This is a genomic window from Yersinia massiliensis CCUG 53443 (assembly GCF_000312485.1).
GTDB lineage: Bacteria > Pseudomonadota > Gammaproteobacteria > Enterobacterales > Enterobacteriaceae > Yersinia > Yersinia massiliensis.
On the sequence record NZ_HE997643.1, the window covers coordinates 314,337 to 328,366 of the forward strand.

Here is a 14,030-nt window from a genome sequence, read left to right on the forward strand (position 1 = left end):
ATTGTTTACCGGTTTAAAAATAGCCGTAGGTGATTTTCGGGATTCATGACTTGCATTCGCAGTCGAGGAGGATGTGTTGTTGCTCAGCAATCCATTGCTCGGTGACTTTTATGCCACAGGCACTGCAGCCTTTGCTTTTACAACTTTGGCAGAAGTATTTGGTGTGAGAGCAGTGGGCAGAAGCGCAACAATTACGGCGAACGCCCATGACACCGGCCCCGCAGGCGGGCTACTGTTCGACTTTTGATAAAATAAAACTTTGCAATAGTGCCTATAGAACTGCTAACAACAAACCGAAGTGAAAATTCCCGCTTAAATAAAGAATTATCTTTCAATAAAAAAAACAAATCCTCTATAAATTCACAAGTAAATTTTATACATTCAGGTTATCAAATAGTATTTTAAATACGTATTAATATTTACTTTGTTAAATCTACTGCGATAAGTACTTTTTGTGAAAGTTAAAAATTAATCAAAATAACATATCAATAAACTACATTATGACTATTGAGACAATAAAACCGAATAATAGCAAAGAGGTTTGTTTTGAAAGAGAATAGAATTAATTCATTTAATATTAACAAATACCCAAATGACATTATTATTTTAAATAAAGAAGATATGATTGTTTATCGCATAGACTCACGATCACCAGGTACCATCATGGTTGATGGATTTAAATCTCGCGGTGATAATTATGATATTTCGACTTTTATTTTAAATCCACCTGACGATGCAGGGTTTATTTCAACATCAACCTCTAATCCAAATGAGATGCTTGCACAATATCAGCTTAGAGGTTTCGTAATAGAGTCAGCCCTAGACTTTGCCGATAAAAATAAAATTACTATTGAAGATGTAGAGGATCCGCCTACACTCGTAGATATGCCAACGGATTGGCTATTCAACCGATATAAAGTAGAAACTACGGCGCTGGTTTACAAAATAAAACTCAAGCCAAAGCAGGGAATAGATGTTGAAAATTCAACTTTCCCCAATAGCATCAAACATAAAGGGCAAAAAGAAATATCTGTTATCGAGGAGATAAAAACTGAGCAAGTTATCAGTGTTTATGAAATAACATTAAATTTCCCCATATTTAAGATGGCACAGTTGACAGAAAATATTGTTGAAAAAAAAACTCATCAGGTACTCACTTTGCATGAACTGGCAGCGAGAAGTAATATAACAAAAAAGCCACTGTGGGAAGCCACTCAGAAATTTGAAAGTCAGTTCAATGATGAGGTTTTTTCTAAAGACATAAACATTAAACTCGTAGCAAGAAAAACACTTATTACAAGATCCACAGCCTACTCTTTTGAATTGTCGATTATTACTGATACCCTCCATAAAGAAAATATATTTAGAAAAATAAAAATTAATAAAGTAAATGAAAGTTTGATTCTTAATGAGTTTTTTGCAACAACGCTTGCCCGGGAAATACTCAGTCATTTATATATTGGGGATAATAGCATAAAAAGCAGCGCTGAATTTTCCGTGGCTGACCCCATAATGTATAGACTTGACGAATTGGATAGCAATATCACTAATCCTGATGTATTCGCCAGAAATACTAGAAAGTCAAGAGTGTTGGGGGAAACTATCGATTTCTCAGTCTGGGAAAGCCCCGACCAAGCTTACTTCACGTCATTGCCAAATACACCTCTGGAGCCTGAGGGCACTCATTACGAAAAAACCTTAATCTTTCAATTGCAAGGCGATGATACCTGTTTTGAAGCAAGCCGTGCATTATTTAATAAGCACCGATACACAAGTGAGTGGTTACAATTAGGTGACGGCAAGCCGGCAGAAGTTTTTACCTGGGGCGAGACCTATAAAAAGTTTGTCTATACCTCCCCCCTTAAATTAGATAAAGAAGGCAAGATCCGTATCACCTTGGTTGGCCATGGCGAGACCGAGGGTGATACCACTACCTTTGGTGGGATGAATGCCGAAACGCTTAAAGGTCACTTATCATCACTATTTGCACGTTTGGGATCTCGCTCTGTTCTGATTAAAGGTATTACGCTCAATCTCACCGGATGTTCATTACTTAACCCGAAACAGCCACTGGCTGATACTTTACCGGGCCAATTGGCTATCTGGCTTAAACAGCAGGCGGAAATACTTGGTCTGGATGACAGTAATTGGTCAGTTAATGCCCGTGAGAATGACCTGCTTGTGTTAGAGAATGGCAAAAAAGAAATAAGAATCAATGATCATTGGATTAATAAGGAGGTCGCTGATATTCATGGGCTGGTTTACAAAACCAAATTAGTTTGGAATAAGGAAACTCAGTCACTGTATAAACTACCGCTGTCTATCGAGGAATTGCAACAAGTCACGCCTTATATTGACGATGCCATAGCGACACATAATCAGTTGGATAGTCAGTCTGCCAACTTGCTGGAAGAAATGCACCGTCAGGTGAGTCAACGCATCAGTGAATTGTTGCGGCTAAACGAAAAACATGAATCCCACCGCAATGAAATTGAGCAGCGAGTTTCGGAATTACTGGAATTGGTTAATCTGGGTAATGAGTGGAATGACGCCGCGAGTCAGTTACACTTAGATAACCACTTGGATGAGCATTGGCATGCCACTTTTACCGTGCAAGCAGGCGAAAACGGCGAACATCAGGTGGCCTTTGTCAACTCACTCACCGATAAAATCCAATATATCAGCACGAGTGAAAGTATCTTTTCTGAGTTTAGTCAGCGCTATGAGCAGCTGCTTGGTCATTTTAGCAGCGGCCTAATGTTAGATAAACAAAGTGGCAAAATCATTGCGAAACCTAATGTCCTTGAAGGCGAGGCGGCGCACACCTTAAATGCTGCCTTTATGCTTCAAACATTGATGAATATTAATCCCAGCAATGGCGGTATTAATGCTCTCAGCTGGCCATTACAATTACAGACTTATACTCAGTTGGCACAAAATACCCTCGGCTTAGTTCATGATGTCAGTGCAGTGGCTAATTTGGTCAAACTTGCCTCTGCCACTGAATTAAAACCCCTTAGCGCGGCCACATCACTCCTTGGTACTGTGGCCCCAGGGGTTGTCGGGTTGTTACTGGATGCTGCTAATATTCTGGGCATGAGTTTCCAACTCAGTGCATCCACTGACCCGGTAGAAATCAATACCACGATTGCTAATTTAACGCTAAGCAGCTTAATGGTCGGCACTAATATCGCAGCCCTACTAACCTCACTCTCGGCGGCCTCCGCTGCGGTCAGTGGCCTGCTTGGCATGGTCGCCGTGCCATTGGCTGGCATTGCCGCGGGTTTACCCGCGTTAGTCGGTAACTACACCACCCTCGCGGAACAGAACAAATCAGCCTTCACTGCCTTTGATGCCATACAAACCAGCGTCAGCCAACCCAATCAGCTGAGGAAAATTTCAGATGCAGGTCAAAGCCCTATTGTTTGGGGGCTCGCTATAGGGGCCGTGGTCGACAGTATTAATTTTCGCGATAACCATATCCATTTTGGTTCCGTTACCTCGGTGGGTAGCAAAGGGGGATCTTGGCATACTCACTCCGGTCATTGGGACCATTACTTAAGCGGCCCGTCTATTGATTACGGGTTGAAGCTGGATCTTTATCTTGGTTTGGGATTAAAGGAACACACTCAAGAGCTGGATTTAACAGACGCGCAAATATTCCTGCTACCCGCATCCGCACAGCGCCACTATACATTCAGCTACGATGAAGCACCGGGGGTCCGTTATAAAAATCCGTCAGCCTTGACGGCATTGGGACAATATTATGGCGCCCAGTTTAAATGGGGTTTCTATGCCTTACCCACAGATTGGGCTATTACTCGTTTAACTGCCGAACTATTTTCCACACCAATAAATGTACAACTGGACAGCCGTGTCCGCACGTTGATCGTTCCCACCCTACTTGATGATACTGAGCGCGGTAAGCTTTTCTATCAATTGATTGGAAATGGTGGTGAATACACTCTGATCATGCCGTCTAAAACAGTGGCAATCACAATCACCTGCGCAGATGCAGACAAAGAGCATTGGATCTTTGATATTGAAGCCTTGATCAAACAAAGCTCGGTTGTGGACAATAAAATTGTTCTCGGCGCACTATTACCAGAACGGATCAAAGCTATAACCTTACATAACAATATATTGTCTGTTGGAGATCAGCGTATACAGTTTAATGGTAAACCCCCGATTCATCTGCTGCTAGAGTCACGTCTAACACTTACTGGTGTTACCAAACAAAATAATAGCCTGCCCACATTAACTCTGGCGTTATCTGTTGGTGAACAAAACTCGCCACCTCGCCCTGTATTGATGTTCAGTGACGATACGCTACTGGAACAATATGCCGCACAAATACTGCAAGCAGTGCGGCCTCTAGCTTCACTGGTTGCAAAAATTCCTTTTGTGGCGGGCAAAAGCAATGGTGTGATTGATATCGCCAACAATCGGCTGTGGTTGGCACAATCTCAGGGACAATTGCTTTTGTGTGATGGTAACCGACTGCGTAAGAGCCTTTTCCCTAAAAGTGCGCAGTTACTGATCGGGCCTAATGATAAAATTATGGCTACGGGGAAAATGGGGGATCTGAGCTTTAATGCCATCTTGGAACAGCAATCCGGGAATATAGCGGTTTCATTGATCTACCTAGAAACAGTGATTGCTGATGCAACCTCTTTTAGTCAGGCACCCTTCCTGGAGTTTGCCGACCACAGTATGGGCGGTATTATTGAAAGCCTGCTTGCACGCTATCCAGGCAGTTTTGCGCGTGAAAACTTGAGCTTTAACCCACAAGGCGTATGGCGTTTTGCCAGCCAACAAGGCGAAGGGTTCTCCTTTGCATTATCTGAGAGTGATTTACTGAGTGTCAGCAATGCTAACTGGTCAAACTCTCAGGCTGAATTTATCTATAACAATCGCTATTCATCAACTACAAAAACGTTGGAAGTTAAAGCCAAAGCGACAACTGTAGAATTAAACCTAAGTAAACAGCAACTGGAGCTCAATTGGTTAGACAAAAACACGCAAATTATTATTTTCTACCAAGACAACCTTAGCTGCATTGGTTTGGCACTTAATGATATTCCTGTAGCGAATCTCTATATCGCTGGCCTGTCGTGGAAAAATCGTTTTACCGTCAATATCCTCGACCATACGCAGCAAAGTATGCTGCTCAATATTACTGATAATGATTTTGTTATGCGCTCAAACTTAGGACATAGCATCAAAGTGGCTAATGCCCTTAATATGGAAGAAAGGCTATTCTTCAGCTTTTTGAATAGCCAACCAATGTCGTTTCAAAAAATAAAAGCCAATATTCTCTTTTCATTAAACAAACCCATTACTCAAGTAATGACCTACTTCAATTTGGAGTCTATTCCCAACGCTGAATTGATTGATGGATATTACCATTTCATGGGGAAATCAGGTCTCAACTATCAAGCGCCAATGGATATTGCCGCCGCCAATAAGGCAGCCGATATTGCTGATGCCGTTGATATTACCCATGCACAAATTCAAGTTCAGCAGCTCGCATCAATAGCGCCATTTTTTTTCGATATGGAACCTGAACCTACTTTGTCCAACGGCCGGGCGTTTACGGTTGTTGGATATAAGGGGCCGCAAGCTTATAGAATCCCCCCCAATATTAGGTCTATTTCAATATTGCTACAAATAATTCAGGGGGGCACCATATTTAATGGTGTTAAATTCCAAAATATTAATCTCGATACCTTTTTTCCTGAAACCGGGCAGGAAGCCATTATATGGCTACAAAAAATAGAAATGTTAGTAACGCAGTCGGGGCAGAATCAATTTATCCAACGTTTGATGCTTGGCTCACAACCGAACACTTCTATAAAGATAAATATTCGAGATGCAAAGAAATTTATTAATGGCTATTTGAACAAAGCGATTAAACAAGGAGGCTGGGTCAGCAACTAAAAATTGAACTGGGCAAGCAGGTCACTCTGCTTGCCACTGTAATATAAATAAACTGGCCACTATTGGATTGATTATCCGCTTGGGTATTACGACGGGACGAAAGATAAAAATCGATAGTCCGGCCGTGGCTGTCGACGGCCCGGTACAGATAAGTCCATTTTCCGCCGGCTTTGACGTAGGTCTCATCAAGATGCCAGGGGCGCAGGTCGGTCGAATGACGCCAGTATCAGCGCAGACGCTTCTCCATTTCAGGGGCATGGCGCTGAACGCAACGATAAATAGTGGTGTGGTCAACGTTGATACCCCGTTCAGCCAGCATTTCCTTGAGTTCGCAATAGCTGATGCCGTATTTACAGTACCAGCGAACAGCCCAAAGGATCATCTCGCCCTGAAAATGCCGTCCATGGAAAGGATTCATATGCTGCTCCTTCTACGAAAGGGATCTCAGTTTATCACCACTGGCTATTTGCAACAGTGCCGAACTGCTTACAACAAACCGAAATGAAAATTTCCGTTTAAATAAAGAATTATCTTTCAATAAAAAAAACAAATCCTCTATAAATTCACAAGTAATTTTTATACATTAAGATTATAGAACCGTATTTTAAAGTGTATTAATATTTACCTTGTTCAATCTACTACGATAAGTGTTTTTTGTGTGAAAGTTAAAAACCAATCAAAATAACATCTCAATAAACTACGTTATAACTATTGAGAAAATAAAACCGAATAATAGCAAAGAGGTTTGTTTTGAAAGAAAATAGAATTAACTCATTTGATATTAACGACTGCCCAAATGACATTGTTATTTTAAATCCACCTGACGATGCAGGGTTTATTTCAATATCGTCCTCTAATCCAAATGAGATGCTTGCACAATATCAGATTATAGGCCAGAGGTATAAACTGAATTTCTACAAGTACAGATGTTTTTAATTTAAATCAGGACACTAAGAATAAAATGATTACGATACGAGAGGCTTATTCGGGTGACGCTGAGTTACTAAATGAAATGGCGTATTCCAGCTATACTCACCATTTTTCTCACCTGTGGCATAAACACGAGGACTTACAGGCTTTTTTATCTCAGGAATATTCTCTGCCTGTGTTGCAGCAGAGCCTGCAGAGTAATACCAGTAGCTGGTTTATTGCGCAGGATACAAATCCGGTTGGGTTTGCCAAAGTCTCCTGGCACTGTTCTATGGGAGAACGTGGTCCGGTAGGAACACTACTGCATAAGCTCTATTTCCTACCCGGTGAGACAGGCAAAGGTTACGGTGAGACGTTGTTTGCAGAAATAGTGAGTATGGCACAACGTCGTGGTGAAACTTTCTTGTGGCTGGAAGTGCTGGATGGCAACCCGCAGGCATACCGTTTTTATATCCGTCAGGGGTTAGTACATATTGAAGATTCGATATTCAGTATCGCCACCCAGCTGAACACCTTACATATTATGGGTAAGCATATCTGAGATATATATTTGCAGTTATTGCGAGTCTGAGGGATTTCGAATGCGAGCCGTTATAATTAATGCTAAATCCTGCTCTGTACTTTTAATGAGCAGAAAGCAGAGGAAATAATCATGAATCAACAACAAATGACCCAGTTCGGGTTGCCTGAACCTACGCAAACGCTGTATTTGAGCGGGCGTAGCTCGGAAGAAAAACGGCAAGAAATCCTGACTTATTTCCAACGAACCTGGGAGTTATATGAACGCCTGTTTGACTGCCTTAGTGACGAACGCGCTTACTTCAACAAAGCGATTTCCCTGCGCCATCCGCTGATTTTCTACTTTGGCCATACCGCCACTTTCTATATTAATAAGCTGATAGCGGCGGGCCTGATTAAGCATCGCCTCGACAATAGCATCGAAGCCATGCTGGCGATCGGCGTTGATGAAATGAGCTGGGACGACCTCGATAACAGCCATTATAATTGGCCGAGTGTTGAACAATTACGTGACTACCGTAGCAAAGCTTACTCGCTGATTTCTCAATTTATCAAAGATATGCCGATAGAATTGCCGCTCAATTGGGATAACCCAGCATGGGTTGTTTTGATGGGAATTGAGCATGAGCGCATTCATCTTGAGACCTCAAGCGTGCTGATCCGCCAGTTACCGATTGAATGGGTCACACCACAATCGTATTGGCCACGTTGCACCGATGCGCAGACTGATTGTGCCAGTGTCCCTGCCAATTCATTGATTTCACAGTCCGGTGGCCAGATAACGTTAGGTAAAACCGATGATACCTACGGCTGGGATAACGAATACGGTACGTTCCAGACTGAGGTTAGGCCGTTTAAGGCCAGTAAAATGCTGGTCAGTAATGCCGAGTTTTTAGCATTTATCCAAGCAGGCGGCTATCAAAACAACGCATGGTGGGACGAAGAAGGTCAGGGATGGCGCGACTTCGCACTGGCGATCTGCCCAACATTTTGGGTCGGTGATATTACGCAGCCTAAATCGCTCAAACTGCGCCTTATGACTGAAGAAATTCCGATGCCGTGGGACTGGCCAGCCGAAGTTAATCAGCTCGAAGCCTCCGCTTTTTGCCGCTGGAAAGCCGATGAAACTGGCAAGTCTATTCAGCTTCCGACCGAAGCCGAATGGTACATTTTACGCCAGCACGTCGAGGGCGATCAGCCAGACTGGCAGCAAGCACCGGGTAATATTAATCTGGCGTGGTGGGCATCTGCTTGTCCTGTTGACCGCTTCCCCCAAGGAGATTTTTACGATGTCGTGGGCAATGTTTGGCAATGGACGACAACGCCAATCGGCGGTTTTACTGGCTTTCGCGTTCACCCATTGTATGACGATTTTTCTACGCCTACCTTCGATGGAAAGCACTCTATCATTAAAGGCGGAAGTTGGATCTCAACCGGTAATGAAGCGTTGCGTTCATCGCGTTATGCTTTCCGTCGTCATTTTTTCCAGCATGCGGGTTTTCGCTATGTCGTCTCTACCCATCAAGAAAAACAGATTGTGAACTTGTATGAAACGGACACATTAGTGTCGCAATACCTTGATTTTCAATATGGTAAATCATATTTCGGCGTGGATAACTATGCCTGTGCGCTGGTCGCTATCGCTGAAAAACTGTGTGATAAACGCCAGCGTGCGTTGGATATTGGCTGCGCTACCGGCCGTGCCAGTTTTGAATTAGCGCGCTCGTTTGAACAGGTCACTGGCATTGATTATTCGGCACGCTTCATTGACGTGGCGCTGTCGTTAGCGGGCGGGGAAGAAATATGCTACTCGATGCAAGAAGAGGGCGAGCTTATGGAATATTGCCAGGTTCGCTTAGCAGACGTCGGATTGAGCACTGAACAAACCGAAAAAGTCCACTTCTTACAAGGTGATGCTTGCAACCTCAAACCACAAAAAGAACCTTATGATCTGGTGCTGGCGTCCAACCTGATTGATCGACTACGTGAACCGAAGCGCTTTTTGCGTGACATTGTTACAATGATCCGCCCTGGCGGCATTCTGATGCTCTCTTCGCCTTACACTTGGCTGGAAGAGTTTACGCCGAAGGAGAATTGGTTGGGGGGGATACGTGAAAACGGTGAAGCGTTAACAACACATCAGGCCCTGCAACGCTTGTTAGTGGATAACTTTTTGGAAGTGCGAGCGCCGATGGATATTCCGTTTATCATCCGTGAGACGGCTCGTAAATATCAACACGCCGTGGGGCAGCTAACCGTTTGGCGCAAGAAATAACGCAAGAATAAATTCAGCTCTACATCACTGCCGGGCTACATTTGAACAGTAGCCTGCCAGCGGCGGGAGCTAAGACTCTGTTAGAGAGTGCCTTTATTCAGGTATCGTAGCCGGAGAGCATAAAAAAGTGTGGGGCAACCATCAGATAACGCCCTGCCGGAAGTAGAATAACCGGCATCATGACTAACAGCGCTTGTTAGCTGCCTATGAAGATCTATGTTATCAAAATCGCGGTTAGCGAAGTCAGTCCCATGGTCTGGCGTCGGCTAAGAATTGCTGCTGATACGTCACTGGCCGCGCTTCACTTCATTTTTCAGATTGTGCAGGGCTGGGACAATGACTATCTTCACCAGTTTCATATCCATGGCAAAGATTTCGGTATTTCTTACGAGGGTGGCATCTGCTTTCCAGATAATCCGTTCCGGCTCGTGATTGGCGATTTCGCTTTTGATGCTGGCGATCACACTCACCCTGCACTGAAATATATAGAAACCCGCTGGGTCTCTTTAATCTCGAATAAAATGACGACTCGTTTGCTGAAAGATGTTCTGCCTGACAGTCATGGTTTCTTCTTCTGGTTTGTCGGCGTTGAGTGTCGTCAGCGCTGCCGTGTTGGCGCCACTTTTATCGATAGTAACCCCCTTGGGTTCGCCATGATAACGAATGGCCTTGCGAAAGAAGCGTAATACGGCAGTTGGGTCCCGTTTGGCGGTCAGCAAAAAGTCGCTGGTTTGACCTGCGGTATCCACTGCGAGGTACAGATATCTCCACTGACCATTGATTTTGATGTCGATTTTATCCATACGCCCCCATCGATGCCGCGTGGAATGGTTAGCGGTAACACTGCGTTCAGCCATCATCTTCTCCAAATTGCGCAAGCTCAGGGCATAAGCCAGATACCAGCGTACACACAGAGCCATAATACCAACAGGATAATGCAGGCGGCGGAAGGCATTTCATATCAAAGACATCGGAGTGTAACATCACAAAAAAACAGCATGTTGCCTGACGATCCCTAATGCGATAGAGCCGTCTGTAGGATAAAACCATTTGTTATATGGTTCTGTTATTTAATTTTCGGAAAAAAATTCCAATGTGGATACAAACCAAGATATAACTATATTTATCAATACATAAAGAAGATATGTCAATATTAAAAGAACTGAGCATTAAAAACCAAAGCATAGGTATAAACAATACCTAAGTATAGCTTTAATTTTTTTTAAAAAGATTTATCGTTTCCGAAGGGTAAAGATTGAAAATAAATATCAGTATTTAACATGCGAAACAGAGATCATTATTAATGTGTTATCAAGATAATAGTGTTAATGAAAAATTAAACTCAAGTCAAAAAATATTATTTATACTTAAAATGTCACTAGAGATTTAACGTTCATTTCTTCTGAACAATCAATAACAACTGAGGTTTTACAATTAAGGATGGGGTTTATGCCTGACTTTATAAGTTCTCTAAATTTACATTCAACCGAAATTAAATTAATGCCAGAATTTTTGTTTGAAAAATCAATAATAACCCAAAAAACTATTGCCTGGAAAAAAAATAACTCAGGCATGGATAAAGCTTTTTATGTTAATGTTTCTGAACTTTACGGTGTAATGTTTTGCAAGCCGCGGGTAAAGAGAAGTGAACTATTAAATTATAATGAATTATCAACTATTATCCCAGGCTTTCTTCTGCCCAAGTTACAAGACATAATACCGACAAAGGATGGTAATTTCACTGAAGAGAAACCAGAAGAAAAACCAGAAGAAAAACCAGAAAAAAATTCCACGAAAGATAATAAAGCTTTGGAACTTTATTGTCGTAAGGTAAATGAAAATAACAAAAATAAAATGAGATCATATGAACCCGCATATAAAATAGAGATGATTAAGTTCATTGTCAAAATTAAACCCATTATGCAAAACAGTAGTGTAGATCCAAAAATATTATCCATAATACAAAAAGTCACAGATAAACAAGCACTATATAACAAGATTAAAGATATACAAGATCATCTGGATGATATCTGCAGGCATGTTGGCGAATTGACTTTCGTCATTGAAGAAAAAACACATAACATCAAATTAATTGATTTTGCTGCTGGTACGAGGGGAGAGTCAGCAATCGAAAATAAGCGAGCGATTTCATCTGGTCTAATGAACATTCAGGAACATATTGATTCACAATACTTAAGTAACAAAAATAATGCTGATTCAGAGTACTCACGCTTACCCAAAAATAATACCATTTTTTATGGCTCTAATTACAAAAAAATATAATCTAAAAATTCAGAAAAACAAAGCTATTGACAGATGGAAAATGGCAAAACATCAAAGCTCATAGTGTGGAAACTCTTGGGTGTTTTTTGCTAAAGGTTGTTTGTAATAGTGTCATTTTTTCTGAATGATATGCTCATTTTTATATAATGGTGTTTTTGTAAAAATAAATAAATTGAATTCTTTAAGTGTGAATAATATGAATAATGTGATCAAAAAGAGACGTAAATTGTATTCTTGGCAACAAGGACTATTGAATGGGGACTTTCAGATTATCCATACAATGTCATCCGAAATTGGCGTAACGAGTAAAAGAAATTTAGGTGGTATATCTCCTTTTGAAAGGGCAAGGTTTGAAGATGTAGTATCTACATGGGATATTATGTCTGGTTCTTTACTTTCTTATTCTAAAGGAGAAGGGCGTGGAGTGCTTCCAACACATCTTGTTCTTGATGTACCTTATCAAAATATTTTAGGGACACATGATTCTGATGTTTGGTTTCCAAACCATGCAGGTAGATTAGATAATCTATCGACTGGAATATTAGTAAATCCTTATGATTTAGTTGATCGAATCAACAGAGGCAAAGCAGTAGATGATAAATTATTAGGTGTGCCATTTAATACATTAGAAGACTTTAAGTTTTTTACTTCAAAAATGAGCGATAGTTTTCACAACGAAATACTTATTATTTGCAAACCTGAATTATTAATTATTGATGGCGTGCCTAAAACTGGCAGAGTTAAATTGAAAGATATCGTTTATAATGTCGAAGGTGATTCTTTAAATAAAATTAAAAATGATATTAAAACTGTTCAGAAAATTGCAGTGATTAATAACCTTAAAAGTGTAAGTTTTATTTTTGATCATGAAAGAATTTCATCCTTTTATCAAGGGAGTATAAGTTTTTATGATGAAATTAGGCATTTTTTAGGTGACCCAATATACACTTCGTTTAACCGAAGTGTAAGTACAAAAAATCACTTTGCGAGAAAGCTAAAAACAGCACCCAATTTATCATATGCATATCATCCATTAGACGGTTATAGAGATTTAGCTGTTTTTCCGATTAATTAAAAGCCAATTATTGGCCTGGTGAAAGCGAGGCTGCGATTTAACGTTACTTGGCTTTCATTACTGTGCTTAGTTCTGTCGCATTAGGGGCTTGTTGCAAGATGTTGGTGAGGAGCTTCGCGACTTCATCGATTCGCTGGTTAGCGCAGGTGATTATAGAACTCAAAGCGAAGTGCTCCGTGATGCTTTTCGGGCCGCGGTATATACATGAAAGACAGTATAAAATACGGCGATGAGGGTGGAAAGGACTTCGGCTGTGCAGCAGGCGAGCTCACGCCGCAGGCGTACTATCGTTCTCAGGTCTGTCGGATTCAGAGCCTGTATAGATCGGAAAATCCAGTTTAGTTTCATTTACCATATTAGAAGGGAATAATAATGTTAATTATTTTTAGTGGATTACCCGGGAGCGGGAAAAGTGCTATTGCACGCATACTAGCCAAACAGCTTGGTGCCGTATATTTACGAATTGATACAATAGAACAGGCTATTCGCGAAACTGAAAATGAGGATAACGATATGGGCCCAACAGGGTACTTTGTCGCATACGCATTAGCCCGCGAAAACTTGAGAATAGGGTTGACCGTTATCACTGATTCAGTTAATCCAATGCAACTGACCAGAGATGCCTATCGTGATGTAGCGCTTTCTGGTAGTACACAATTTTTGGAAATTGAAGTTATCTGCTCTGACCAGACAGAGCATCGTTCTCGTGTAGAAAACCGAAAAACCGATATTCAGGGGTTAGACTTACCGGACTGGGAAGCTGTAATCAACCGCGAGTACGAACAATGGGACAGAGATCATCTGATACTTGATAGTTCAAAACTATCAGTGTCCCAGAGTGTGGAGAAGGTGATAGAAACAATAAGACAAGCACATTAACTCATATGTTCCATTCCCCACACGGCGTTCAAGTGGATTTTTTTGTAAACACAGTTTCTTGTTCAAGATGCGAGAATCCGTACAAGCAGGAACTCTCTCGCATCAAGGCGGTTAAAATATAGTCTTAAC

Annotated in this window: 7 protein-coding genes and 5 pseudogenes; 8 read left to right on the plus strand and 4 right to left on the minus strand. The window is 41.5% G+C overall.

Annotated elements, in window-relative coordinates; translation table 11 throughout:
* Positions 1-55 precede the first annotated feature (55 nt).
* Positions 56-226 (minus strand): annotated as a pseudogene (locus BN68_RS23090) (transposase zinc-binding domain-containing protein); the annotation flags it as partial.
* Between the two features lie 320 nt (positions 227-546).
* Between BN68_RS23090 and BN68_RS01490 the strand changes: the two are divergent.
* Positions 547-5,940, plus strand: coding sequence for a TcdA/TcdB pore-forming domain-containing protein (locus BN68_RS01490; protein ID WP_019209381.1), 5,394 nt, complete (start codon positions 547-549; stop codon positions 5,938-5,940).
* A 76-nt stretch (positions 5,941-6,016) separates the two neighbouring features.
* On the opposite strand, the pseudogene BN68_RS23095 reads toward BN68_RS01490, so the two are convergent.
* Positions 6,017-6,358: pseudogene (locus BN68_RS23095) on the minus strand (IS6 family transposase); the annotation flags it as partial.
* A 543-nt stretch (positions 6,359-6,901) separates the two neighbouring features.
* Between BN68_RS23095 and BN68_RS01500 the strand changes: the two are divergent.
* The 3 genes and pseudogenes from BN68_RS01500 to BN68_RS24525 form a co-directional block, all read left to right on the plus strand.
* Positions 6,902-7,411 carry a GNAT family N-acetyltransferase gene (locus BN68_RS01500; protein ID WP_019209382.1) on the plus strand — a complete coding sequence of 170 codons (510 nt, stop codon included), beginning with the start codon at positions 6,902-6,904 and terminating at the stop codon, positions 7,409-7,411.
* Between the two features lie 111 nt (positions 7,412-7,522).
* Complete coding sequence (gene ovoA, locus BN68_RS01505; protein ID WP_019209383.1) at positions 7,523-9,664, plus strand: 5-histidylcysteine sulfoxide synthase; 2,142 nt, start codon at positions 7,523-7,525, stop codon at positions 9,662-9,664.
* 251 nt (positions 9,665-9,915) lie between these two features.
* Positions 9,916-9,987: pseudogene (locus BN68_RS24525) on the plus strand (plasmid pRiA4b ORF-3 family protein); the annotation flags it as partial.
* Here the strand turns inward: BN68_RS24525 and BN68_RS24530 are convergent.
* Together BN68_RS24530 and BN68_RS23600 are read right to left on the minus strand one after the other, a co-directional pair.
* Positions 9,952-10,128 (minus strand): hypothetical protein, encoded by a 177-nt coding sequence (locus BN68_RS24530; RefSeq protein WP_230822805.1) that lies wholly within the window; start codon positions 10,126-10,128, stop codon positions 9,952-9,954. The pseudogene BN68_RS24525 and the gene BN68_RS24530 sit on opposite strands and share 36 nt — an antisense overlap.
* A gap of 81 nt (positions 10,129-10,209) precedes the next feature.
* Positions 10,210-10,584: pseudogene (locus BN68_RS23600) on the minus strand (DDE-type integrase/transposase/recombinase); the annotation flags it as partial.
* A 529-nt stretch (positions 10,585-11,113) separates the two neighbouring features.
* Here BN68_RS23600 and BN68_RS01520 point away from each other — a divergent pair.
* The 4 genes and pseudogenes from BN68_RS01520 to BN68_RS01530 all read left to right on the plus strand — a co-directional run bounded on the left by BN68_RS01520 (position 11,114) and on the right by BN68_RS01530 (position 13,901).
* A complete protein-coding gene (locus BN68_RS01520) occupies positions 11,114-11,947 on the plus strand; it encodes a hypothetical protein (protein WP_019209386.1) in 834 nt (277 codons plus the stop codon).
* A gap of 196 nt (positions 11,948-12,143) precedes the next feature.
* Complete coding sequence (locus BN68_RS22865; protein ID WP_019209387.1) at positions 12,144-13,022, plus strand: hypothetical protein; 879 nt, start codon at positions 12,144-12,146, stop codon at positions 13,020-13,022.
* Between the two features lie 79 nt (positions 13,023-13,101).
* Positions 13,102-13,212 (plus strand): annotated as a pseudogene (locus tag BN68_RS23110) (ribbon-helix-helix domain-containing protein); the annotation flags it as partial.
* Positions 13,213-13,394: 182 nt separating this feature from the next.
* Positions 13,395-13,901, plus strand: coding sequence for an AAA family ATPase (locus tag BN68_RS01530; RefSeq protein ID WP_019209388.1), 507 nt, complete (start codon positions 13,395-13,397; stop codon positions 13,899-13,901).
* The last annotated feature ends 129 nt before the right edge of the window (positions 13,902-14,030 follow it).

Bases quoted from the DNA above. Each gene is read 5' to 3' on its own strand.
- BN68_RS22865 (WP_019209387.1), top strand. From the start codon at position 12,144: ATGAATAATGTGATCAAAAAGAGACGTAAATTGTATTCTTGGCAACAA.
- BN68_RS01500 (WP_019209382.1), top strand. From the start codon at position 6,902: ATGATTACGATACGAGAGGCTTATTCGGGTGACGCTGAGTTACTAAAT.
- ovoA (WP_019209383.1), top strand. From the start codon at position 7,523: ATGAATCAACAACAAATGACCCAGTTCGGGTTGCCTGAACCTACGCAA.
- BN68_RS01520 (WP_019209386.1), top strand. From the start codon at position 11,114: ATGCCTGACTTTATAAGTTCTCTAAATTTACATTCAACCGAAATTAAA.
- BN68_RS01530 (WP_019209388.1), top strand. From the start codon at position 13,395: ATGTTAATTATTTTTAGTGGATTACCCGGGAGCGGGAAAAGTGCTATT.